This window comes from Bacteroidota bacterium, from assembly GCA_016713765.1.
Classification (GTDB): Bacteria; Bacteroidota; Bacteroidia; order AKYH767-A; family 2013-40CM-41-45; genus Pollutiaquabacter; species Pollutiaquabacter aromativorans.
In genome coordinates this window covers 1037343-1060511 of record JADJON010000001.1, presented here as the reverse complement: position 1 = coordinate 1060511, position 23169 = coordinate 1037343, and the positions used below count along the sequence as shown (strand labels likewise).

Here is a 23169-nt window from a genome sequence, read left to right as displayed (position 1 = left end):
GTAATTAGTAATTGGTGATTGGTGATAAGGGAAGATCTATTTCCTAGCTTCAAATTACCGGTTAGCAGTTTCCAGTTCCCTGCATACTGCCAACTGCATACTGCCACCTGTATACTGCCACCTGTATACTGCCACCTGCCATCTGCCTACTGGATAACCGAACGAAGCCAGCGGCGCGGTAAGCTAGCCCCGGTTGAACTCGGCAGGCTTTACAGTCGACCAGGTACGCCTGCTGAACTGACGAGTGAAGACGGGACGGGTGGTGAGGCGGAGGGATGCAGGAGGGCTCCTGAAGGACAATCCTATTGGGGGACTGGGAAAGGATGATGCGGTTGGCAGTATACGGTCAGCAGTATGCGGCTGATTCCTACTAACCATTTACTCCTTTACAACTCTTGTAAACACCGGGCCGGCGATGGTGTGCAGGCCGATGAGGTAGCAGCCGGGCGCGAGTCCGGCGAGGGAGAGTTGCAGGCGGTGACCGAGTTGTTGTGTCGGTAGTTGACCCAGAGCTCTTCCGGCAAGGTCATAGACAAAGACCGGGGTGTCGGTGATGCTTTCGGTTGTCAGCCAAACCAGGTCGGAAGCCGGGTTCGGGAAAACGAGCAGGCTTTTACGATTCGTTTCATCGATCGTGCTGAAGACTGGGTCGTTCGCGTAGATCGGAATCGAGAATGACGTACTGCCGGGCACGTCGGTGTTGAAGGTCAGGAAACCGTTGACCGCCGACATGGTGGAAGGCGTGCAGGCGATCTGCAGGGCGAGCGCGTCGCCCGGACCGATGGTGGTATCAGCGCCGCTGCCTGCGAAAGACAGGACGGGAGCGGGCGTCAAGCTGAAGTTGGAAAAATTAACCGCCGTATTGCCGTTGTTGACCACCACGAAGGTGTAAACCGTCGTAGCAGCGGGGAGCACCGAACCGTAGATGATCGTATCCTGCATCGGGTCGAGCGAACGTACTACGGGAGCGGTGGAAAGCGTGCTGATCGAGGTGATCCGGTCGATGAACTGAGGATAGTCGATGAACGGATTGCGGTTGCGCTGCAGGGAGAAGATCGCTTCGTTGCGTGCGCGGTCGATCGCATCGGGCGGAAAGGCCGCGTGCCAGTTGCGCAGGACATTCTCCTGGCTGGTGAGGAAGCCGTTGTAATTCTGGTAACGCAGCGTGAAGCAGAACATCGCGCGTGCGGCGCGTCCCTTGTGCGCGTCGCGGGGTTCGAAGCGAAAGCCATCGGACGTGGAACCGCCATCGGACCAGGTGGGTGAGGTTACTTCCGCGAAGGGATTGTTACCACGCTGATTGTTGGACAGGTCGTCGCAGGGAAACAGGTGATGCAGATCCGATTTCATCGGCTCGGCGCTGCTGAAATAAGTCTGCGGGAACGTATGTTCGGTATTGAAACCGAAGTTCGTCTGCGCATCGGTACGGTCGGTGTAGCCAACGGCGAGTTGTCCGGTATAAGCGCTCTCGAGTGTATTCTGCGTCGCGCCTTGTCCGTTGCGGCGTTGGTTGTCGATCAGCATGAACATCGAATCCCGGGCGATGTTGTAACCCAGGGAGATCGAACCGTTCGTGGTGGTCGACTTGATGGCCGTCTTGAGCGCTTCTTCCGATTTGTTCTCGGTGGAATCGTAGTAGGCATTGGAGTAGCGGCCCTGTCCGACCAGGTCAACGTGGGGGAAACCACGTAATCCGTCGTTCTCGATCACCAGCTCTGAGTTGTGGTAGATGTTGTGCTTCGGGGAAAACTTCACCCAGATGGTATTGGAGGCACCGGGGGCAAGTGTGAACCAACGGTAAGGTGTGGAAAACGCCGGCGCTCCGTAGGTGGTATAGAACCGGATATCGGTGACGATGACGGAACGCGTCAGTGTATTGGTCACGCTGAGCGGCAGGCTGTCGGGTTGGGTATCGAGTACGGTGCCGAAGTCAAGTTGCGGGGTGGAAACGGTAAGTTCCTGTGCGGAAGCGGAAAGCGATCCGAAGAGCAGGGCCAAGAATACTACTGCCCGAACGGGCTGAAGGGCGATTTTTTGCATGGTAGAGGAATACTGCCGGGGCAGCGGGAGGGTAAAGGTAGGGAATCCGGCTCTTTCCGCCATTCCGGAGAGTTGATCGGCCATCGTGGCATTTCGTAAATTCGTACTCCCAATCAACGACATGAAAAAGCTTCTGCTTTCCCTTTCGATCGCGGCCTTCGGGCTAACCGCTTCGGCGCAGATTAACATGAATATCGGCGACAAAGTCAAACGTAAAGTCGAAGACCGGGTCAACCGCAAGGTGGATCAGGGCATCGACAAGGGGCTTGACAAGACCGAAGAAAGCGCCAAGAAAGAAGTTAAAAAAGACAAGGACGCTAAAACGAATTCCGAGAAGAGCGGGAATGATGCAGCTTCCTCTGGTGGCAACAGCGGGAGCAGTGGATCGGGCAGTACTGCGGCTGCTTCGGGCGGTTTGAAGAGTTACGGAAAATTCGATTTTGTACCGGGCGACAAGATCCTGGTGGTAGAAGAATTCGCGCAGGACGCGATTGGCGACTTCCCGGCACAGTGGAACACCAATTCGACGGGAGAACTGGTGAATGTCGAAGGTCGTGATGGCAAATGGTTGTCGCTCACCAAGGACGGCGTATTCCTGCCGGAGTTCATCACCGCCTTACCGGAGAACTTTACCCTGGAGTTCGACCTGATCTGCAACGACGACTTCAGCTTCTACTCCACTGCCTTCTCCGTCAATCTCTGTCGGCTTGCCGCGCAGAAGGACGCTTTCAACATCTGGAAACAATATGGCCAACAGCAAAACCGTGACGGCGTTCAGGTCAGTTTCCATCCGCAGGATGCCGGTGGCGGTCAGGGCCGCACGAATTACATCGCGTACGACAAAGGCAGCGAGCTGATGAAGAACGAGACCGCCACGATGCAATTCTACGGTAAAGGGAAGCGCGAATCGCATGTTTCGATCTGGCGGCAAAAGACGCGCTTGCGGGTGTATATCAATGAAGAAAAAGTCTGGGACCTGCCGCGCGCGTTTGTGACCGGCACCACCTACAACAGCGTTTGTTTCACCACCGGCGGGTTTCACCAGTCGCAGGACCGTTACCTGATCAGCAACCTCAAACTGGCCGTTGGCGCACCGGATACCCGGAACAAGCTGATCACCGAAGGCCGGTTCTCCACCTCGGGCATCCTCTTCGATTCGGGCAGCGACCGCATCAAGCCTGAGTCGTACGGTGTATTGAAAGACATTGCCACTGTGCTGAAAGAAAACCCGGCGGTGAAGGTGAAGATCATCGGTCATACTGACAGCGACGGAGAAGACGCCGCCAACCTGGACCTCTCCAAACGACGTGCACTTTCCGTCAGCAAGGCGCTTACCAGCGAATTCTCCATCGAGGCTTCTCGGATGACGACCGACGGGAAAGGCGAAAAAGAACCGATCGCCGACAATACCAAAAACGAAGGGAAAGCGATGAACCGGCGGGTGGAGTTTGTGAAGGAGTGAATAGTGAATAGTGAATAGTGAATAGTGAACAGTGAACAGTGAACAGTGAATAGTGAATAGTGAATAGTGAATTTTACCTGCCGAAGCTTTAGTGTTGGCAGGAGCGAATAGAATCTGGTTACTGCAAATAACCTAATTAGTAATTTGTACTAGTTAGTATTTAATCTGACAGATAAGGGTTATCTTTAGGATACGAAACATAACAATAACCCCTAAACTGTCAGACAATGAATACAGAAGCTAAGTTAATCAAAACCAAGTTAGGCTTGTTGAAGTTAGCCGAACAATTGGGTAATGTATCCCAGGCGTGCAAAGTGATGGGCTATTCACGGGATAGTTTCTATCGGATCAAAGAGTTGTACGATACCGGTGGGGAGACGGCTCTGCAGGAGATCAGTCGGAAGAAGCCGATACTGGCCAATCGGATGGATATAGCCTGGGAGAACGCCATCGTACAGATGGCCACCGACTATCCGGCCTACGGTCAGCTTCGTGCATCGAACGAGTTGCGTAAGAAGGGGATTTCTGTTTCACCGGCCGGGGTACGGTATATCTGGATGCGGCATGATCTGGAGACCTTTGCCAAGCGTCTGAGCGCTTTGGAGGCGAAAGTGGCTCAAGACGGACTGATTCTCACCGAAGCGCAACTGGTTGCCATGGAAAAGAAACGGGAACAGCAGGAAGCCATTGGCGAGATTGAAACCGAACACCCCGGTTACCTTGGAGCCCAGGACACGTATTATGTGGGCAATATCAAGGGTGTAGGCCGGATTTACCAGCAAACCTTCATCGACACCTACAGCAAAGTAGCCTTTGCCAAATTGTATGACCGTAAGAACGCCTTGACGGCAGCCGATATGCTCAACGACAAGGTGCTACCATTCTTTGAGGAGCATGGCTTGCCGCTGCTTCGGGTACTCACAGACCGGGGTACAGAGTACAACGGCAAGCGGGAGAGTCATGAGTACAGTCTTTATCTGACACTGGAGGATATCGATCATAGCCGTACCAAGGCCCGGCATCCTCAAACCAACGGCATCTGCGAACGCTTCCATCGGACAATCCAGAACGAGTTTTATGCGGTTGCCTTCCGAAAAAAGGTCTTTGGATCGCTGGAGGAATTACAGAAGGATCTGGATCAGTGGATAGAAGAGTACAACTGTGAAAGGACACACACCGGAAAATACTGCTTTGGTAAAACACCAATGGAGACATTCCTGGACAGCATACCCTTGGCGCAAAGTAAAATGCTCGATAAATTAGCAACCGGTTAAAAGTTATTCCGGGCGACGGATCCTTAAAAATCCGTCAGACCGGAAATAACTTTTAACCAACCCTGTCTGTCAGGTGAAGTTCTAACTATTACAAGTAATTACTAATTACCAGTTACCAGTTACCAGTTACCAATCCCTCCCTACAGCCTCTGCCCATTGAACGGATTGAACCTTCTTCGTTCGACGCCCTGGCCGGCGGCGCGTTGGACGGAGGAGTCGCCGAAGCGGCGGCGCATGCGGTCCATGGCCTGGTAGAGCCGGACCATCTCCTCACTGTCTTCGAACAAGTCGATCTGTTGCGCGCCTCCCACGAGGTGACTGAACCGTAGTCCGATCAGGCGGACGAGCAGGCGGCGGTTGTAGAGCTTTGCAAAGAGTTCCTTGGCGCGGGCGATGAGGGTATGGTCGGAAGACGTGTACGGGATGCGGCACTGCATGGTGTGCGTATCGAAGTTCGAGTAGCGCACCTTGACCGTGACGCAGGCCGTGAGTTTGTTCTCATTCCGCAACTGGAAGGCGAGACGTTCGGCCATACCGACGAGCAGGGCTTCGAGGAAGCGGACGTCGATCGTATCCTGGTCGAAGGTCTCTTCGGTGGAGATGGACTTGCGCTCCGAATACGGTTCCACGGGCGAGTTGTCGATGCCGTTGGCTTTTTTCCAGAGCGTGATGCCGTTTTCTCCGAGCACGCGTTCGAGCAGTCGCGGCGGCATTTCCTGCAGGGTACGCACTTCGCGCACGCCCATGCTGCGCAGCAGTTGGAAAGTCTTCTCCCCTACCATCGGGATCTTGTCGACCGTGAGCGGAGCCAGGAAATGTTTTTCGGTACCGAAATCGATCTTGAGTTGCCCGTTCGGTTTCGCCTCGTTGGTGGCGACTTTGGAGACCGTCTTGTTGAGCGAAAGGCCGAAGGAGATCGGCAGTCCGGTCTCTTTGGTGATCTTCTGCCGCAGTTCGGTCGCCCATTGGTAGCAACCGAAGAAGCGGTCCATGCCGGTGAGGTCGAGGTAGAACTCGTCGATGGACGACTTCTCGTAGAGCGGAACGTTTTCACCGATCATCTCGGTGACCACGTCGGAGTAGTGGGCGTAGCGTTCGTAGTCGCCGCGTACGATCAGCGCATCGGGGCACAGCCGGCGCGCCAGTTTGATCGGCATGGCCGAATGCACGCCGAAGGCACGGGCCTCGTAGCTGCAGGCCGAGACCACCCCACGATCGCTGGTCCCGCCGATGATGACCGGCTTCCCCACCAGCCGCGGATGCTCCAGACGGGATACGGAGACGAAGAAAGCGTCGAGGTCCATGTGGACGATGGTGCGCATGGGGACGAGACCGAGGGACGGGGGGCGAGGGGCGAGGGGCGAGGAGCGAGACCGAGACCGAGGAACGAGGGGCTCGGAGTTACTAGTTTCTAGTTACCAGTTGCTCCTATCTCCAGCCCCGTTATGATCGTATAACAACCAACTTGTTTGATCTTAATATAGTCATTATATTTGTGCCGCAACAGGAAACTCACCGGAACCTGTCCGTAGTTGGAAACAGAGAGAACCTGATTGTTATGACGAACAATACCGGAAGCAGAAGCTGCCGGCAGCGTTCTTTGCGGAAGGGGTTCCGGTGGGGCATTCCTACTTCTTGTAGGGATTGGCGAAGTGCAGTGGATAGTGAATAGTAAACAGTGAACAGTGAATAGTGAATAGTGAATAGCGAATAGCGAATAGCGAATAGCGAATAGCGAATAGTAATTACGGGGAATAAATTTCGGAGTTCCCGGCTCCGAACGCACCCCCTAATCACCAATAACTTGTAATAGTTAGAACTTCACCTGACAGACAGGGTTGGTTAAAAGTTATTTCCGGTCTGACGGATTTTTAAGGATCCGTCGCCCGGAATAACTTTTAACCGGTTGCTAATTTATCGAGCATTTTACTTTGCGCCAAGGGTATGCTGTCCAGGAATGTCTCCATTGGTGTTTTACCAAAGCAGTATTTTCCGGTGTGTGTCCTTTCACAGTTGTACTCTTCTATCCACTGATCCAGATCCTTCTGTAATTCCTCCAGCGATCCAAAGACCTTTTTCGGAAGGCAACCGCATAAAACTCGTTCTGGATTGTCCGATGGAAGCGTTCGCAGATGCCGTTGGTTTGAGGATGCCGGGCCTTGGTACGGCTATGATCGATATCCTCCAGTGTCAGATAAAGACTGTACTCATGACTCTCCCGCTTGCCGTTGTACTCTGTACCCCGGTCTGTGAGTACCCGAAGCAGCGGCAAGCCATGCTCCTCAAAGAATGGTAGCACCTTGTCGTTGAGCATATCGGCTGCCGTCAAGGCGTTCTTACGGTCATACAATTTGGCAAAGGCTACTTTGCTGTAGGTGTCGATGAAGGTTTGCTGGTAAATCCGGCCTACACCCTTGATATTGCCCACATAATACGTGTCCTGGGCTCCAAGGTAACCGGGGTGTTCGGTTTCAATCTCGCCAATGGCTTCCTGCTGTTCCCGTTTCTTTTCCATGGCAACCAGTTGCGCTTCGGTGAGAATCAGTCCGTCTTGAGCCACTTTCGCCTCCAAAGCGCTCAGACGCTTGGCAAAGGTCTCCAGATCATGCCGCATCCAGATATACCGTACCCCGGCCGGTGAAACAGAAATCCCCTTCTTACGCAACTCGTTCGATGCACGAAGCTGACCGTAGGCCGGATAGTCGGTGGCCATCTGTACGATGGCGTTCTCCCCAGGCTATATCCATCCGATTGGCCAGTATCGGCTTCTTCCGACTGATCTCCTGCAGAGCCGTCTCCCCACCGGTATCGTACAACTCTTTGATCCGATAGAAACTATCCCGTGAATAGCCCATCACTTTGCACGCCTGGGATACATTACCCAATTGTTCGGCTAACTTCAACAAGCCTAACTTGGTTTTGATTAACTTAGCTTCTGTATTCATTGTCTGACAGTTTAGGGGTTATTGTTATGTTTCGTATCCTAAAGATAACCCTTATCTGTCAGATTAAATACTAACTAGTACAAATAACTAATAACGAATAACGAATATCCAATCACTAATAACCGGTCATAAGCCCACCTTACAACCCGAAACGCGAAACCCGCCTGCCTGCCGAAGCTTTAACGTAGGTAGGGAACCCGAAACCCCAAACCCCGGCCCCATGTACTTCAACACCAACATCAAGATCCTCCGTCAGCGGAAGAACCGGACGCAGGACATCGTCGCGAACGAACTGGGCGTAACGCGCTCGACTTTGAACAGCTACGAGAACGGGAGCATCAAGAACCCGACGCTCGACATGCTCATCGGGTTCTCGAAGTACTTCAAGTTGTCGATCGACACGCTGGTGAAAGTGGACCTGAGCAAACTGTCCGACTTCCAGCTCTCCGAACTCGAGAAAGGCAACGACGTGTACGTCTCCGGCTCGCGCCTGCGCGTACTGGCGACCACGGTCGACAGCCAGAACCGGGAGAACATCGAAGTCGTTCCGATCAAGGCGAAGGCCGGTTATCAAAGCGGCTATGCCGATCCGGAGTTCATCAAGAAGCTGCCGACCTTCCAGTTGCCCATCCTGCTGAACGACCGCAAGTACCGGATGTTCCAGCTCAGCGGCGACTCCATGCTGCCCATTCCCGACAAAGCCTGGGTGATCGGCGAATACGTGGAGAACTGGTTCGACATCAAGGACGGACAGGGTTACATCGTGCTCACGCAGGACGACGGCATCGTGTTCAAGATCGCTTACAACCAGTTGAAGAAGAAAAAGAACCTGCTGCTGAAATCACTCAACCCGAACTATCCGCCCTTCGAAGTTCCCGCCAACCAGATCCGGGAAGTATGGCGCTTTTGCAATTACCTCAGCAGCGAACTCCCCGAAACCGAACTCCGCAAAGACGACCTCCGCGAAAAATTCGATCGCCTCGAACAGGAGATCCAGGCGATGCGGACGGCGTTGGAATGAGGGACGAGGGACGAGGGAAGGGAGATCAGAAACTGGAAACTAGTAACTAGTAACTAGTAATTAGTAATTAGAGAAAAGACTAATTTCTAGTTACTAATTACCAATTACCAATTACCAACCCGGAACTCGAAACCAAAAACACACGTCAGTGTCCATGCTTCGTCAGGGTCCGCATCGAGAAGTAGATGCTGAGCAGTGACAGCAGTGCGCCCATCATGAACGGGGCGCCGGGGAAATAGACAGGCGCATCGGGGGCGGAAAAGACGGAGAAGAGATTGGTCATCATCAAGGGTCCGAAGATGGACGTCAGGCTGATGAGGCTGGTGAGGGCTCCCTGTAATTCGCCCTGTTCGTTCGCCGGTACAGCCGACGTGATGATACTCTGTAAAGCCGGCCCGGCGAAACCGCCCATGGCGAAGGGAACCACGAACAAGAACATCATCCACCCTTTCGTAGCGATGGCGAACAGGAAAAAGCCGATCGTATAGAACGTCAGCCCCACGAAGACCGAGCGCTTTTGTCCGAGTTTCGGTATGACGATCCGGATGAGTCCTCCCTGGACAATAGCCACCATCAAGCCGACAAAACCCAGCGAATAACCGACCCATTGTTCGTTCCAGCCGAACTTTTCGATCGTGTAAAAGGTCCAGGTGCTTTGGGTAGCGTGTCCCGACAGATAGAGGAGTACAAACGAAATGACCAGACTCAATACGACAGGATAACGACCCAGGTGACGAAGAGAACCAATCGGGTTGGCACGTTTCCAGTCGAAGGGGCGACGGTGTTCAGGTGTCAATGATTCCGGTAAAACGAAATAGCCGTAAAGCGCATTGAGCAGTGCAAGTCCTGCCGCGACGAAAAATGGCAGGCGCGGACTGTAATGTCCGAGCAAACCGCCAAGCACCGGTCCGATGATGAAACCCACGCCAAAAGCGACACCGATCAGTCCGAAGTTTTGCGCACGCTTTTCGGGGGTGCTGACATCCGCGATGTAAGCTCCCGCAGTGGTATAGCTCGCGCCGGTGATACCCGCGATCAAGCGACCGAGGAACAACCAGCCGATCGTGGGCGCGAATCCCATCAGGATATAGTCAAGGCCGAAACCGAGCAGCGAAGCCAGCAGTACCGGACGGCGCCCGTAGCGATCCGACAGGCCACCGATTACCGGAGAGAAAAGGAACTGCATCGCCGCGTAGGCGAACGTCAGCCAACCGCCCGTACGGGAGGCCTCGCTGATATCCCCGCCGGTGATCTGTTCAATCAGGGCGGGCAAGACCGGAATGATGATCCCGAGCCCGATCACATCGATCAGGAGGGTAATGAAAATGAAGGAAAGCGCTTTACTATTGGAAGGGGAGGTCATTGACAAGGCGAAGGGCGTGCAAAGAAACGGACTTTTCCGGCAACCCCTACCTTTGCAACCCACGCCATGGACCCGCGCAAAATTTCCATACTGGACTTTACCTATTCATTACCCGAAGACCGGATCGCGCAGCATCCGTTGGCAGAGCGGGATGCATCCAGGCTGCTCGTGTATCAGGAAGGTAAAATCACCGATACATCGTTTCAGCACTTACCGGATTTCCTAAGTCCGAATGACCTGCTCGTATTCAACGATACGCGTGTGATCCGCGCCCGCCTGCTCTACCGCAAACCAACCGGAAGCCGGATCGAATTGCTAGTGCTTGATCCAGCGAACGGTATCGATCCGACGCAGGCGTTGCAAGTCACCGGATCCGCCGAATGGCTGTCGTTGATCGGAAACGCAAAACGCTGGAAGCCCGAAGAGCCGCTGGTATGGCAACTCCAATTGGCGGGACGAGCAATACAATTACAGGCGATCAAAGGCGACAAGCAGGATGATGCCTCTATAGTCCGTTTCAATTGGAACAGCCCGGAGACGTTCGGTGAAATTCTGGAGGCGATCGGCCGTATGCCACTACCACCTTACATGGACCGCGACGAGGAGCCCGAAGACGCTGAACGTTATCAGACCGTTTACGCACGGCTCCCCGGTTCAGTTGCCGCGCCGACCGCCGGCTTGCATTTTACGGAGCGAGTCTTTTCCAAACTGCGCGAACAAGGTATCGGAGTCGATTGGCTGACCCTGCATGTCGGAGCCGGAACCTTCAAGCCGGTGAAGTCGCCGACGATGCAGGAACATCCCATGCACCGGGAACGCCTGATCGTTCGTCGTGAAATGATCGAGCGTTTGCTTCACGCGCACGAATCGGGACGCGTGATTGCGGTGGGCACAACCAGTTTACGCACGCTCGAGAGTCTCTATTGGCTCGGGTGTCGCGTCCTCGCTGGAAAGCCGGAAGCAGAAGTTTGCATCGGACAATGGGAACCGTATGAAGCGCAAAATGATGTTCCGGTACAAGATGCGCTTACGGCATTACTTCGCCGGATGGACGAGACGAACCGCACTGCCATCTCCGGCCATACGCAATTATTGATCGCGCCGGGGTATTCCTTCCGGGTGGTGGATGGGCTGGTGACTAATTTTCATCAACCGGAAAGCACCTTGTTGTTGCTCGTTTCAGCATTCATTGGTGAAGATTGGCGCAGGGTGTATGAACATGCTTTGTCTGTCGGGTATCGGTTTCTAAGCTACGGTGACTCCTCCTTGCTGTGGCGCAAGCATTCCGCTCATGAAAACAATTGACACCGGTCAGGTTCGGAAGAACAAGAAAGCAACGCCGAAGCCGGTGGAGCTCTCTACCTTTTCGACATGTTAGCTTACCTGCGACTTTGGCCGCTTCTCCTACCCTCCTTCTTCCTGATATCCTGTACTTCGACCGATAGCGGCATAACACCGGAGGATTATCAGCCTGTGCTCTTGAAGCTCCATGCCATGGAATGCACCCACCTCGCCGCCGCGGGAAAACCGACCCGGTATCCGGATGCCTATTCCTTCCGTTCAGCAGCATTTCAGGAGATCCTTCGGGATCTCAACCGAAACGTTCTGGCTGAGTACGAATCCTATTATCAGCAATTAGCGGATCTGGAGTTCCGGATGAATGAAACGGAAAAGGAAGTATACCGGCATCAGACAGAGGAACTCTATCAGCAAGATTGTCAGCATTGATTCTGGGACCCGACTCCTTTGAAAGCAAGCCGAACGCCCTGAATCTTTCGGCTGCTCCATCGCAGGTTGATCAGGCGATTATCCAGTCTCAGGTTGTCTAATCAATCCTGCGAGTTGAGGAGCTTCTTCACACTTGGCCTCGGAAGTTTTCCAAATATTCATATTATAATATCATTTTGGAATTATATTTCATTTTTCAGTAAATAAACGATTTTTATATAATCAATTGTAGTGATAGCCGTTTTACGTCCATTCATAGCTCAATACCTCTATCTATAGAGCAGTATAACCTCATTCTCGCGGTGAAAAAGCCTAACTTTGCGACCGATTTCGCTGTTAAATGCCTGAAATCCGGAGCATGAATCCTCAAAGTCAACCTGCCGATTACTTTCCCATCCTGCTGCAATTCATCGTTGCCCTAGGTTTCGTGGTTACCACCCTGGTGGCTACGCACTTGCTTGGGCCAAAACGTAAATCGAAGGTCAAGCTCGATCCGTTCGAATGCGGAATCGAGTCGAAGGGGAATGCCCGAATTCCATTCTCGATCAAATACTTCCTGGTTGCCATCCTGTTCGTGTTGTTCGACGTGGAAGTCATTTTCATGTATCCCTGGGCTGTGAACTTCAAGACGCTGGGAGTAACCGGCATCCTGGAAATGTTCCTGTTCATGGGCCTCCTGCTGACCGGATTCTTCTATGTCATGAAGAAAGGCGCATTCAAGTGGGAATGATGACAGCGGAAGCTGAATAAATCGTTCCTGCAAAATCCCAAGTCAATGTCCGACATCCAGACCTCCAACATCAAGATCGCGAAAGCGCCGGAAGGCTTCGAAGGCCCGGGGTTTTTCGCGACCTCCCTTGACAAAGTCGTAGGACTCGCGCGTAAGAATTCCATTTGGCCATTGCCGTTCGCCACGTCCTGTTGTGGGATCGAATTCATGGCCACCATGGCCTCACACTATGATCTCTCGCGTTTCGGTTCCGAGCGACTGAGTTTTACTCCGCGACAGGCCGACCTGCTCATGGTCATGGGTACGATTGCCAAGAAAATGGGGCCTGTGCTGCGCCAGGTGTACGAACAGATGGCGGAACCGCGGTGGGTGCTGAGTGTAGGCGCCTGCGCTTCCAGCGGCGGTATTTTCGACAGCTACTCCGTGCTGCAGGGCATCGACCACATCATTCCGGTTGATGTTTATGTACCGGGATGTCCTCCCCGACCGGAACAAATTCTGGAAGGCGTGATGAACATTCAGAAACTCGTGCACAACGAATCGCTTCGTCGTCGCAATTCTCCCGAATACAAACAACTCCTGGCCAGCTACGGCATCGAATGACCATGGAAAAACCAACGATCGATCAGGTTATCGCAGCCATCCAGGAGAAATTCGGGGAAGCCGTTTTATCGGCGCATCCTGAATACGACTTCCAGGTGCTGACCCTGCGGAAGGATATGGTCCTTGCCATCGTGCGCTTCCTGTACGACGACGAACGCTTCCGTTTCCGATATCTCACATTTGCAACGGGCATCCATCTTCCAAACACGGAAAAGCCGTTCGGCATGGTGTACCAGTTGCACAGTCTGGAAAACAACCTCCGCATCCGGCTCAAAGTCTTCACGACGGATCACGACATTCATTTCGATTCGCTGACGCCGGTATTTCCCGCCGCGAACTGGATGGAACGTGAGACCTTCGACTTCTTCGGATACAAATTCCACGGACATCCGAACCTGAAGCGTATTCTGAACGTGGATGACATGGACTATCACCCCCTTCGAAAAGAATATCCGGTGGAAGACCAGACCCGTTACGACAAGGATGACACGCTCTTCGGTCGCAAGCCATCCCAGTATGACCGCAAACGTTTGATGTCCTGAACCGCACCCGCATGGATTCGATCAAACTTCCGCTGACGGAAGAACCCAAAGAATATTCGACCCTCAACCTGGGTCCTACCCATCCGGCCACGCACGGTATTTTCCAGAACGTCCTGAAAATGGACGGCGAGATCATCATCGACTCCGAGCCTACGATCGGTTATATCCATCGGGCATTCGAGAAACTCGCCGAGCACAAGCCGTTTTATCAGGTCACGCCGCTGACCGACCGTCTCAACTACTGCTCCTCCCCCATCAACAACATGGGGTGGCACATGACGGTGGAGAAACTGATCAAAGCAGAGATCCCGAAACGCGTCGACTACCTGCGTGTCATCATCATGGAACTGGCGCGCATTGCGGATCACCTGGTCTGCAACAGCGTGATCGCCGTGGATACCGGCGCCATGACCGGCTTCCTGTATGTTTTCCAGTGGCGCGAATTCATTTACGAGATCTACGAAGAGATCTGCGGTGCCCGCCTGACGACCAACATCGGTCGCATCGGCGGCCTGGAGCGACCGTTCAATGAAACGGTTTGGCGCAAGATCAAACACCTCCTGAAAGAACTACCTGCCGGACTGAAGGAATTCGAAAGCCTGGTGATGCGCAACCGCATCTTCATGGACCGCACCATCGGCTGCGGCCCGATTACGGCGGAGAAGGCATTATCCTACAGCTTCAGCGGCCCGAACCTTCGCGCTGCCGGCGTCGACTACGACGTCCGCGTGATGAATCCTTATTCTTCTTATCAGGATTTCCAATTCGATATTCCGGTCGGCGTGAACGGCGACACCTATGACCGCTTCATGGTACGCGAGGAAGAAATGTGGCAGAGCCTGTCGATCATCCGCCAGGCAATGGAGAAGTTGGAAAAACTCGATGACCAGACCAGCTTCCATGCCGATGTACCCTCCTTCTATCTCCCTCCGAAGGAGGACGTGTATAACAACATGGAAGCGCTCATCTATCATTTCAAGATCGTGATGGGTGAAACGGACGTTCCCGTCGGGGAAGTTTACCATTGCGTCGAAGGCGGCAACGGCGAACTCGGCTTCTACCTCGTCAGCGACGGTGGCCGCCAGCCCTTCCGCCTGCATTTCCGCCGACCCTGCTTCATCTACTACCAGGCCTATCCCGAAATGATCAAAGGAGGCTTCCTCAGCGACGCCATCCTGACCATGAGTTCGATGAATGTGATTGCGGGGGAGTTGGATGCCTGAGGGGGAGTGAACAGTGAATAGTGAACAGTGAACAGTGAACAGTGAACAGTGAACAGTAAATAGTGAACAGTAAATAGTGAATAGCGAATAGCGAACAGTAAATAGTAAATGGTCATTCGTAATTAGCTTTTGGATAAGTAAAAGCTTGAAAGTGCTTGTAAGGCAAGAGTAGAGAGAAGACTATTCTTTCCTGTGTAAAAGAAATTCAATCCGACCCAATTCACTCTTCGCTATTCACTATTCGCTATTCGCCCCTAATCAGTACAAGTCAGATCGAATTCACCCATGACTCAAATAAAATTCTCCGACGAATCGCTGAAGCTCGTACAGGAGCTGATCGCGCGTTATCCGGAGGGCCGGCAGAAGTCGGCGCTGATTCCGGTATTGCACATTGCCCAAGCCGAATTTGACGGTTGGCTGAGCGCGCCGGTAATGGACTACGTCGCTTCCTTACTCAAGCTGCAGCCGATCGAGGTTTACGAAGTCGCCTCGTTCTATTCCATGTTCAACCTCAAACCGGTTGGCAAGTGCGTGATTGAAGTCTGCCGGACGAGTTCGTGCTGGTTGTTGGGAGCGGAAGACGTGATTCGTCACCTCGAAAAGAAACTGAACATCAAAGTCGGACAGACCACTGCCGACGGCATGTTCACCCTCAAATCGGTGGAATGCCTCGGCTCCTGCGGCACCGCTCCGATGATGCAGGTCGGCGCCGACTATTACGAGAACCTCAACTTGCAGAAAGTCGATCAACTCGTGGACCGTTTCCGGGCCGACAACAAGCGTAAATCCTATACCGACACTCCCGAACCACGTAACGTCTGATCCATGGGAAAGAAACTGCTCCTGCAAAACGACCGGATTCCGGGCATCCAGACTTACGAGGTGTACCGTAAAAACGGCGGTTACGCTTCGGTGGAGAAAGCGATCAAGACGATGACGCCGGAGGCGGTCGTCGAGGAGGTGAAAAAATCCGGCTTGCGCGGCCGCGGCGGTGCGGGCTTCCCGACCGGTATGAAGTGGAGTTTTCTCGCGAAGCCTCCGGGCGTACCGCGTTATCTCGTTTGCAACGCCGACGAATCCGAGCCAGGCACGTTCAAAGACCGCTACCTGATGGAGCGGATTCCCCACCTCCTGGTGGAAGGCATGATCACGTCCAGTTTTGCGCTGGGCGCACACACCTCGTACATCTACATCCGCGGCGAATATTTCTATGTCGCCCGTGTCCTTGAACAAGCCATCCGGGAAGCATACGCCAACGGTTGGCTGGGCAAGAATATCCTCGGCTCCGGCTACGATCTCGACCTGTACGTACAGGTCGGTGCCGGCGCTTACATCTGCGGCGAAGAAACAGCATTATTAGAATCACTCGAAGGCAAGCGTGGCAATCCGCGCATCAAGCCTCCGTTCCCAGCTATCGCGGGTCTGTACGGTTGTCCGACCGTAGTGAACAACGTAGAAACCATTGCCGCGGTCGTACCGATCGTGAACGACGGGGGCGATGCCTATGCGGCTATCGGTATCGGTAAGAGCACCGGTACCAAACTGATCTCCGCCAGCGGCCATATCAACAAACCGGGCGTTTACGAGATCGAACTCGGCGTACCGGTAGAAGAATTCATTTACTCCGAAGCATACTGCGGTGGTATCCGTAACGGTAAAAAGCTGAAGGCGGTAGTCGCCGGCGGCTCTTCCGTTCCGATTCTTCCCGCCGATCTCATCCTGAAAACGGCCAACGGCGAACCTCGCCTGATGTCGTACGAATCCCTCGCGGATGGCGGTTTCGCCACCGGCACCATGCTTGGCTCCGGCGGCTTCATCGTGATGGACGAAGACACCAGCATCGTCAAGAACCTCTGGAACTTCACCCGCTTCTACCACCATGAATCCTGTGGCCAGTGCAGTCCGTGTCGGGAAGGCACCGGCTGGATGGAGAAGATCCTGCACCGTATCCTCGACGGACACGGTGACATGAGCGATATCGAGTTGCTGTGGGATATCCAGAGCAAGATCGAAGGCAAGACCATCTGCCCGCTTGGCGACGCGGCCGCCTGGCCCGTGGCCAGTGCCATCCGACACTTCCGGAAAGAGTTCGAAGAGTACGTACAAAATCCCACACGTATCAAGGATGTGCGGCACTATTACCGTATCAACCAACTGACCGAAGCCTGAGGCTTCCGTTAGTCATGACGAATATCGCCGGTTCGTAACCCACCCGAGCAGGCGCAATGAAACAGAACGAATGGCAAAAGTGACCATCGACGGCCACCTGATCGAAGTACCCGACGGTACCACGATCCTCCAGGCGGCGCGCATGATCGGCGGCGAAATCGTACCACCGGCCATGTGTTATTATTCCAAGCTGAAGACCAGTGGCGGCTATTGCCGGACCTGCATCGTGAAAGTCACGAAAGGTTCCGAAAAGGATCCACGACCGATGCCGAAGCCGGTAGCCTCCTGCCGCACCACGGTGATGGACGGCATGGAAGTCCAGAACATCACGGCACCCGACCTGATGGCCGCCCGCGCCGGTGTAGTGGAGTTCCTGCTCATCAACCATCCGCTGGATTGTCCGATCTGCGACCAGGCCGGAGAATGTCACCTGCAGGATCTCGCGTACGAACACGGCCTGGCCAAGACCCGCTACAAGTTCGCCCGACGCACGTTCGAAAAGATCGACATCGGCAGCAAGATCAAGCTGCACATGACCCGCTGCATCCTTTGTTATCGCTGCGTGAAAGTGGCCGACCAACTGACCGACGGCCGCGTACACGGGGTCATCAACCGCGGCGATGTTGCCGAGATCAGCACCTACATCCAAAATGCTGTCCACAACGATTTTTCCGGCAACATGATCGATGTTTGTCCGGTAGGCGCCCTGACCGACCGCACGTTCCGTTTTGTCAGCCGGGTCTGGAATGTGAATCCGTTCGATGCCCACCGCAACTGCAGCAAGTGTTGCGGCCGCGTGACCCTGTGGATGAAAGGCAGCGAAGTGGCGCGTGTTACGGTGCGCAAAGACCGATACGGCGAAGTGATGGATACCCCTGACGGAAAAGCCGGTTGGATCTGCAACGACTGCCGTTTCGAGAACAAGCAGACATCCGACTGGACGATCGAAGGACCGACGAAACTCGACCGCCATTCGGTGATCTCTCAAAATCATTATACGCTGAAAGAGCCGCAGCACAAACCGTTGCTGAATGCGGTGGACGTAGTCCCCGACAGCCACCGGCTCAACTAAGCTCCATTATCACCTCCGACCCTATCGTCCTATGCTGACGTCCCAATTGATCTTCACCATCATCCTGATCGTAGCGGTCTTCTCGATTTCGCTGGTGATCGCGATGTATTCCACCTATGCCGAACGAAAAGTAGCGGCCTTCATGCAGGACCGTATCGGTCCCAACCGGGCTGGTCCGTTCGGCATCCTGCAACCGCTGGCCGACGGCGTGAAGCTGTTCATGAAGGAAGAGATCATTCCAACCGTATCGAACCGATGGCTGTTCATTCTCGGCCCGGGCGTCGCGATGACGACCGCTTTGATGACCAGCGCCGTTCTTCCCTGGGGTAAGGGTTTGACGATCGGCGGCGAATTCTACGCCATGCAGGTCACGGATGTCAACATCGGGATTCTTTACATGTTCGGAGTGGTTTCCATCGGTGTTTATGGCATCATGATCGGCGGCTGGGCATCGAACAACAAATACTCCCTGATGGGCGCCTTGCGCGCCTCGTCCCAGATGATCTCCTACGAGATCGCGATGGGGCTTGCGATCATCGCCCTCGTCATGATGACCGGCACCCTGAGCGTTCGCGAGATCGCCGAGCAACAGGCCGGCGCTCACTGGAATGTCATCTACCAACCGCTGGGCTTCCTGATCTTCATCGTTTGCGCCTTCGCGGAATGCAACCGTACGCCCTTCGACCTGCCTGAATGCGAAAGCGAACTGGTGGGCGGCTATCACACCGAATACAGCTCGATGAAACTCGGCTTCTACCTCTTCGCCGAATACATCAACATGTTCATCTCCTCCGCGGTGATCTCGACCCTTTACTTCGGTGGTTATAACATGCCGTTCATCGGGCGATTTGTTACCGACCCGAACATCCTGAGCATCCTGGGAACGGTCTTCCTCTTCGCCAAGATCTTCTTCTTCATCTTCTTCTTCATGTGGATCCGGTGGACCATCCCCCGCTTCCGCTACGACCAGTTGATGAACCTGGGTTGGAAGAACCTCATCCCGTTGGCGATTGCCAACATCTTCATTACCGGACTGGTCATGTGGCTGACCGGGAAAGTCTCTTAATTCGACCAATCCGTGAGTCCGAAGAAAGAACTGGTCATTATTGCAGGACCCAATGGCAGCGGAAAAACCACCTTTGCACGAGCTTTTATCCGAGAGAAGGGATACCGCTTCCTGAATGCTGACGAAATAAACAAAGAGCTTCAAATTGAAAATAAAAACAGTAACTCCATTGCTGCCGGCAAGGAATACTTCAAACGACTTGATCTACTCCTCGATAAGAATAAAAACCTCATCATAGAGTCAACCCTTTCAGGCAAATTCATGGGACGCCTGATCAAACGGCTCGAACAAAAGAACTATAACATTACCATTATCTTCGTTTATCTGGACTCTCCTCAATTGTGCATAGCCAGGATTAAAGAACGCGTAAAAAAGGGCGGGCATGCAGTACCAGATTCCGACGTCACCCGACGTTATTTCAGAAGCTGTTCCAACTTCTGGAATCAATATAAAAATAAGGCTGCCCAATGGCTGCTGCTAAATAACTCTGGAGACCAGATCAAACGAATTGCGGAGGGATCCGGAAGATCAATGCTTGTTAACGACGAGGCATTACACGTCCTCTTCCTTAAAAACACACTTTCTAAAAAATGAAAGCAAAGTCTATCAACAATCCAGAATTCTTTCATCGGATGGCTGAATTAGTAGCTATCGCGAATGCAGGCGTCAGAAATGCTCTTGAAGAGAACCGTCGCCGGAGAATTCCAATAGTATTCTCCCTCCTTGGCAAAATTTATTACCGCTTGCCGGACGGCACCATTACCCATAAAAGTCCTTTTAAAGGATAAGCGATGCAATCACTGACCAACCGAAGCAAAGTCGTCGCCAAAAAGGAAATGACCTTTTCGGAAAAGATCTACCTGCCGGCCATCCTCGGCGGGTTGAAGATCACCTTCCGGCACCTCTTCAAAAAAAAGGCGACCATACAATATCCCGACCAGCAGCGCGAGTTCGCCCCGGTTTACCGCGGACAGCACGTGCTGAAGCGCGACGAGAACGGGGCCGAACGTTGCACGGCCTGCGGCCTGTGCGCGGTCGCTTGTCCAGCAGAAGCCATCACCATGGTAGCGGCCGAACGTCAAAAGGGCGAAGAGAAACTTTACCGTGAAGAGAAGTACGCGAAGGTGTATGAGATCAACATGCTGCGCTGCATCTTCTGCGGGCTCTGCGAAGAAGCCTGTCCGAAGGAAGCCATCTTTCTCACCGACCGCATCGTGCCGACCGAATTCAAACGAGGTGAGTTCATCTATGGGAAAGAGAAGCTAGTCGAAGGCGTCAATCAGCGCGTGGATGTTTCTCCCCGTCAAACACCTTCGGTCGCCGCTTTCAAGCAAGACAAATCCCTTCAGCACAACCGCCTTTCCTGACCCCAAGCCCTAAGCGATGACGCTCTCGCTCTTTTACTTCCTCTCCTTCCTCTCCATCCTCAGTGCGCTGATGGTGGTGGTCTCCCGCAACCCGGTACACAGCGTGTTGTACCTGATCATCACCTTTTTCGCCATCGCCGGACATTACATCCTGCTCAACGCCCAGTTTCTGGCCGCGGTGCACGTGATCGTCTATGCCGGCGCCATCATGGTACTCTTCCTGTATGTGATCATGATGCTCAACCTGAACGCCGAAGTGGAGCCGCACAAATCGGCGATCCAGAAAATCGCGGCTACGGTCGCCGGGGGCTTACTGATGATCGTACTGGTCGGCGCGCTGCGCAACGCTGCAGTTCCAGCCCCCACCGGCACGGGTGGTCCGCAGGTCGGATTGATCCACAACCTCGGCCAGTCGTTGTACAAAGACTTCATGCTGCCGTTCGAGATCAGCTCCATCCTGTTCCTCGCCGCCATGGTCGGAGCCGTCATGTTGGGTAAAAAAGAAATCAAATAAGCAGGAAGTCATGGAAAACGTCACCGAAATCCTCCGCCTGGTCCCCTTGAACCATTACATCCTGTTGAGTAGTCTGCTATTCAGCATCGGCGTAATCGGCGTACTCTTTCGCCGTAACGCGATCGTCATTCTCATGTGCGTGGAACTGATGCTCAATGCCGTGAACCTGTTGCTGGCGGCATTCTCCAGCTACCATCTTGATCCGGCCGGTCAGGTCTTCGTCTTCTTCATCATGGCCGTCGCCGCCGCAGAAGTGGCAGTCGGCCTGGCGATCCTGACGATGATTTATCGGAATATCGGGACGGTGGATATTGATGCGTTGAATAAGCTGAAGTGGTGAAATAGTGAACAGTAAACAGTAAACAGTGAATAGTGAATAGTGAATAGCGAATAGCGAATAGCGAATTTTAGCTGCCGAAGCTAAAGCTTCGGCAGGAGCGAATAGTATACGTTGGAATTACAAAAAAACAAAAAGGCTGCCTGAGGCAGCCTTTTGTGTTTTTGGGGTTTCGAAGAAGACCTTCTTTCAATATTAGGCTTACCCCTTCCATCCCGTACCTTTCCAGAAGGCGTTCGATCGAACGCCTTCTGGAAAGGTACGGGATGGAATCTTTGATTGAGGTTTCGATCAAATGCCTTCCGGCAATGAACTGGCAGGATTCATTGATGGAGGGTTCGATTGAACACCTTCTGGTACCGAATGGAAAGGGATCGAAGGGAACGATAGATTATGAAATGTGAATAGCATAGAACATCCAAGATCCGGCTGGCTAACTGAAAATACTTGTAACTGGAAACTTGTAATTAACTGTACTAGTTAGTATTTAATCTGACAGATAAGGGTTATCTTTAGGATACGAAACATAACAATAACCCCTAAACTGTCAAACAATGAATACAGAAGCTAAGTTAATCAAAACCAAGTTAGGCTTGTTGAAGTTAGCCGAACAATTGGGTAATGTATCCCAGGCGTGCAAAGTGATGGGCTATTCACGGGATAGTTTCTATCGGATCAAAGAGTTGTACGATACCGGTGGGGAGACGGCTCTGCAAGAGATCAGTCGGAAGAAGCCGATACTGGCCAATCGGATGGATATAGCCTGGGAGAACGCCATCGTACAGATGGCCACAGACTATCCGGCCTACGGTCAGCTTCGTGCATCGAACGAGTTGCGTAAGAAGGGGATTTCTGTTTCACCGGCCGGGGTACGGTATATCTGGATGCGGCATGATCTGGAGACCTTTGCCAAGCGTCTGAGCGCTTTGGAGGCGAAAGTGGCTCAAGACGGACTGATTCTCACCGAAGCGCAACTGGTTGCCATGGAAAAGAAACGGGAACAGCAGGAAGCCATTGGCGAGATTGAAACCGAACACCCCGGTTACCTTGGAGCCCAGGACACGTATTATGTGGGCAATATCAAGGGTGTAGGCCGGATTTACCAGCAAACCTTCATCGACACCTACAGCAAAGTAGCCTTTGCCAAATTGTATGACCGTAAGAACGCCTTGACGGCAGCCGATATGCTCAACGACAAGGTGCTACCATTCTTTGAGGAGCATGGCTTGCCGCTGCTTCGGGTACTCACAGACCGGGGTACAGAGTACAACGGCAAGCGGGAGAGTCATGAGTACAGTCTTTATCTGACACTGGAGGATATCGATCATAGCCGTACCAAGGCCCGGCATCCTCAAACCAACGGCATCTGCGAACGCTTCCATCGGACAATCCAGAACGAGTTTTATGCGGTTGCCTTCCGAAAAAAGGTCTTTGGATCGCTGGAGGAATTACAGAAGGATCTGGATCAGTGGATAGAAGAGTACAACTGTGAAAGGACACACACCGGAAAATACTGCTTTGGTAAAACACCAATGGAGACATTCCTGGACAGCATACCCTTGGCGCAAAGTAAAATGCTCGATAAATTAGCAACCGGTTAAAAGTTATTCCGGGCGACGGATCCTTAAAAATCCGTCAGACCGGAAATAACTTTTAACCAACCCTGTCTGTCAGGTGAAGTTCTAACTATTACAAATTAACAACCAGTAACCT

General features: G+C 53.2%; 22 protein-coding genes and 1 pseudogene. 19 read left to right on the top strand and 4 right to left on the bottom strand.

Translation table 11 applies throughout. The features are described 5' to 3' along the window. Positions 1-378 precede the first annotated feature (378 nt). The gene (locus IPJ96_04085) at positions 379-2124 is read right to left on the bottom strand and encodes an endonuclease (protein MBK7909528.1); all 1746 of its coding nucleotides are present in this window, start codon (positions 2122-2124) and stop codon (positions 379-381) included. Positions 2125-2161: 37 nt separating this feature from the next. Between IPJ96_04085 and IPJ96_04080 the strand changes: the two genes are divergently transcribed. Further along, complete coding sequence (locus IPJ96_04080; protein MBK7909527.1) at positions 2162-3502, top strand: OmpA family protein; 1341 nt, start codon at positions 2162-2164, stop codon at positions 3500-3502. A gap of 227 nt (positions 3503-3729) precedes the next feature. After that, the gene (locus tag IPJ96_04075) at positions 3730-4776 is read left to right on the top strand and encodes an IS481 family transposase (protein MBK7909526.1); all 1047 of its coding nucleotides are present in this window, start codon (positions 3730-3732) and stop codon (positions 4774-4776) included. A gap of 140 nt (positions 4777-4916) precedes the next feature. On the opposite strand, the gene dinB is transcribed toward IPJ96_04075, so the two are convergent. Continuing rightward, positions 4917-6098, bottom strand: coding sequence for a DNA polymerase IV (gene dinB, locus IPJ96_04070; GenBank protein MBK7909525.1), 1182 nt, complete (start codon positions 6096-6098; stop codon positions 4917-4919). Positions 6099-6674: 576 nt separating this feature from the next. Further along, a pseudogene (locus tag IPJ96_04065) lies at positions 6675-7721 on the bottom strand (IS481 family transposase). A 220-nt stretch (positions 7722-7941) separates the two neighbouring features. Here IPJ96_04065 and IPJ96_04060 point away from each other — a divergent pair. Next, positions 7942-8742 (top strand): helix-turn-helix domain-containing protein, encoded by an 801-nt coding sequence (locus IPJ96_04060; GenBank protein MBK7909524.1) that lies wholly within the window; start codon positions 7942-7944, stop codon positions 8740-8742. A 145-nt stretch (positions 8743-8887) separates the two neighbouring features. Here the strand turns inward: IPJ96_04060 and IPJ96_04055 are convergent, their stop codons facing one another. Beyond that, a complete protein-coding gene (locus tag IPJ96_04055) occupies positions 8888-10105 on the bottom strand; it encodes a TCR/Tet family MFS transporter (protein MBK7909523.1) in 1218 nt (405 codons plus the stop codon). A gap of 66 nt (positions 10106-10171) precedes the next feature. Between IPJ96_04055 and IPJ96_04050 the strand changes: the two genes are divergently transcribed. From IPJ96_04050 to IPJ96_03975, 16 genes are all read left to right on the top strand, one after another. Then, positions 10172-11410, top strand: coding sequence for an S-adenosylmethionine:tRNA ribosyltransferase-isomerase (locus tag IPJ96_04050; GenBank protein ID MBK7909522.1), 1239 nt, complete (start codon positions 10172-10174; stop codon positions 11408-11410). Positions 11411-11476: 66 nt separating this feature from the next. Beyond that, the gene (locus IPJ96_04045) at positions 11477-11833 is read left to right on the top strand and encodes a hypothetical protein (protein MBK7909521.1); all 357 of its coding nucleotides are present in this window, start codon (positions 11477-11479) and stop codon (positions 11831-11833) included. A 358-nt stretch (positions 11834-12191) separates the two neighbouring features. Further along, positions 12192-12563, top strand: a complete 372-nt coding sequence (locus tag IPJ96_04040) for an NADH-quinone oxidoreductase subunit A (GenBank protein MBK7909520.1) — start codon at positions 12192-12194, stop codon at positions 12561-12563. A gap of 45 nt (positions 12564-12608) precedes the next feature. Then, the gene (locus IPJ96_04035; protein ID MBK7909519.1) at positions 12609-13166 is read left to right on the top strand and encodes an NADH-quinone oxidoreductase subunit B; all 558 of its coding nucleotides are present in this window, start codon (positions 12609-12611) and stop codon (positions 13164-13166) included. A gap of 2 nt (positions 13167-13168) precedes the next feature. Next, positions 13169-13708 carry an NADH-quinone oxidoreductase subunit C gene (locus IPJ96_04030; protein MBK7909518.1) on the top strand — a complete coding sequence of 180 codons (540 nt, stop codon included), beginning with the start codon at positions 13169-13171 and terminating at the stop codon, positions 13706-13708. 11 nt (positions 13709-13719) lie between these two features. Beyond that, positions 13720-14931: an NADH-quinone oxidoreductase subunit D gene (locus IPJ96_04025; GenBank protein MBK7909517.1), complete on the top strand. Its 1212-nt coding sequence runs from the start codon at positions 13720-13722 to the stop codon at positions 14929-14931. Positions 14932-15216: 285 nt separating this feature from the next. Then, positions 15217-15753 carry an NADH-quinone oxidoreductase subunit NuoE gene (nuoE, locus tag IPJ96_04020; protein MBK7909516.1) on the top strand — a complete coding sequence of 179 codons (537 nt, stop codon included), beginning with the start codon at positions 15217-15219 and terminating at the stop codon, positions 15751-15753. Between the two features lie 3 nt (positions 15754-15756). Continuing rightward, positions 15757-17100: an NADH-quinone oxidoreductase subunit NuoF gene (nuoF, locus tag IPJ96_04015; GenBank protein MBK7909515.1), complete on the top strand. Its 1344-nt coding sequence runs from the start codon at positions 15757-15759 to the stop codon at positions 17098-17100. 70 nt (positions 17101-17170) lie between these two features. Continuing rightward, a complete protein-coding gene (locus IPJ96_04010) occupies positions 17171-18172 on the top strand; it encodes a (2Fe-2S)-binding protein (GenBank protein MBK7909514.1) in 1002 nt (333 codons plus the stop codon). A 31-nt stretch (positions 18173-18203) separates the two neighbouring features. Further along, positions 18204-19238, top strand: a complete 1035-nt coding sequence (gene nuoH, locus IPJ96_04005; protein MBK7909513.1) for an NADH-quinone oxidoreductase subunit NuoH — start codon at positions 18204-18206, stop codon at positions 19236-19238. A 12-nt stretch (positions 19239-19250) separates the two neighbouring features. Next, positions 19251-19832: an AAA family ATPase gene (locus IPJ96_04000; protein MBK7909512.1), complete on the top strand. Its 582-nt coding sequence runs from the start codon at positions 19251-19253 to the stop codon at positions 19830-19832. After that, entirely contained in the window at positions 19829-20026 is a 198-nt protein-coding gene (locus tag IPJ96_03995; GenBank protein ID MBK7909511.1) for a hypothetical protein, read from the top strand. The genes IPJ96_04000 and IPJ96_03995 overlap by 4 nt, the downstream gene beginning before the upstream one ends. Positions 20027-20029: 3 nt before the next feature. Then, a complete protein-coding gene (locus tag IPJ96_03990; protein ID MBK7909510.1) occupies positions 20030-20605 on the top strand; it encodes an NADH-quinone oxidoreductase subunit I in 576 nt (191 codons plus the stop codon). Between the two features lie 16 nt (positions 20606-20621). Further along, the gene (locus tag IPJ96_03985) at positions 20622-21119 is read left to right on the top strand and encodes an NADH-quinone oxidoreductase subunit J (protein MBK7909509.1); all 498 of its coding nucleotides are present in this window, start codon (positions 20622-20624) and stop codon (positions 21117-21119) included. Positions 21120-21129: 10 nt separating this feature from the next. Then, positions 21130-21459, top strand: a complete 330-nt coding sequence (nuoK, locus tag IPJ96_03980; GenBank protein ID MBK7909508.1) for an NADH-quinone oxidoreductase subunit NuoK — start codon at positions 21130-21132, stop codon at positions 21457-21459. Positions 21460-22010: 551 nt separating this feature from the next. Next, positions 22011-23057 carry an IS481 family transposase gene (locus tag IPJ96_03975; GenBank protein ID MBK7909507.1) on the top strand — a complete coding sequence of 349 codons (1047 nt, stop codon included), beginning with the start codon at positions 22011-22013 and terminating at the stop codon, positions 23055-23057. The last annotated feature ends 112 nt before the right edge of the window (positions 23058-23169 follow it).

Bases quoted from the DNA above. Each gene is read 5' to 3' on its own strand.
- IPJ96_04085 (MBK7909528.1), bottom strand. From the start codon at position 2,124: ATGGCCGATCAACTCTCCGGAATGGCGGAAAGAGCCGGATTCCCTACC.
- IPJ96_04080 (MBK7909527.1), top strand. From the start codon at position 2,162: ATGAAAAAGCTTCTGCTTTCCCTTTCGATCGCGGCCTTCGGGCTAACC.
- IPJ96_04075 (MBK7909526.1), top strand. From the start codon at position 3,730: ATGAATACAGAAGCTAAGTTAATCAAAACCAAGTTAGGCTTGTTGAAG.
- dinB (MBK7909525.1), bottom strand. From the start codon at position 6,098: ATGCGCACCATCGTCCACATGGACCTCGACGCTTTCTTCGTCTCCGTA.
- IPJ96_04060 (MBK7909524.1), top strand. From the start codon at position 7,942: ATGTACTTCAACACCAACATCAAGATCCTCCGTCAGCGGAAGAACCGG.
- IPJ96_04055 (MBK7909523.1), bottom strand. From the start codon at position 10,105: ATGACCTCCCCTTCCAATAGTAAAGCGCTTTCCTTCATTTTCATTACC.
- IPJ96_04050 (MBK7909522.1), top strand. From the start codon at position 10,172: ATGGACCCGCGCAAAATTTCCATACTGGACTTTACCTATTCATTACCC.
- IPJ96_04045 (MBK7909521.1), top strand. From the start codon at position 11,477: ATGTTAGCTTACCTGCGACTTTGGCCGCTTCTCCTACCCTCCTTCTTC.
- IPJ96_04040 (MBK7909520.1), top strand. From the start codon at position 12,192: ATGAATCCTCAAAGTCAACCTGCCGATTACTTTCCCATCCTGCTGCAA.
- IPJ96_04035 (MBK7909519.1), top strand. From the start codon at position 12,609: ATGTCCGACATCCAGACCTCCAACATCAAGATCGCGAAAGCGCCGGAA.
- IPJ96_04030 (MBK7909518.1), top strand. From the start codon at position 13,169: ATGGAAAAACCAACGATCGATCAGGTTATCGCAGCCATCCAGGAGAAA.
- IPJ96_04025 (MBK7909517.1), top strand. From the start codon at position 13,720: ATGGATTCGATCAAACTTCCGCTGACGGAAGAACCCAAAGAATATTCG.
- nuoE (MBK7909516.1), top strand. From the start codon at position 15,217: ATGACTCAAATAAAATTCTCCGACGAATCGCTGAAGCTCGTACAGGAG.
- nuoF (MBK7909515.1), top strand. From the start codon at position 15,757: ATGGGAAAGAAACTGCTCCTGCAAAACGACCGGATTCCGGGCATCCAG.
- IPJ96_04010 (MBK7909514.1), top strand. From the start codon at position 17,171: ATGGCAAAAGTGACCATCGACGGCCACCTGATCGAAGTACCCGACGGT.
- nuoH (MBK7909513.1), top strand. From the start codon at position 18,204: ATGCTGACGTCCCAATTGATCTTCACCATCATCCTGATCGTAGCGGTC.
- IPJ96_03995 (MBK7909511.1), top strand. From the start codon at position 19,829: ATGAAAGCAAAGTCTATCAACAATCCAGAATTCTTTCATCGGATGGCT.
- IPJ96_03990 (MBK7909510.1), top strand. From the start codon at position 20,030: ATGCAATCACTGACCAACCGAAGCAAAGTCGTCGCCAAAAAGGAAATG.
- IPJ96_03985 (MBK7909509.1), top strand. From the start codon at position 20,622: ATGACGCTCTCGCTCTTTTACTTCCTCTCCTTCCTCTCCATCCTCAGT.
- nuoK (MBK7909508.1), top strand. From the start codon at position 21,130: ATGGAAAACGTCACCGAAATCCTCCGCCTGGTCCCCTTGAACCATTAC.
- IPJ96_03975 (MBK7909507.1), top strand. From the start codon at position 22,011: ATGAATACAGAAGCTAAGTTAATCAAAACCAAGTTAGGCTTGTTGAAG.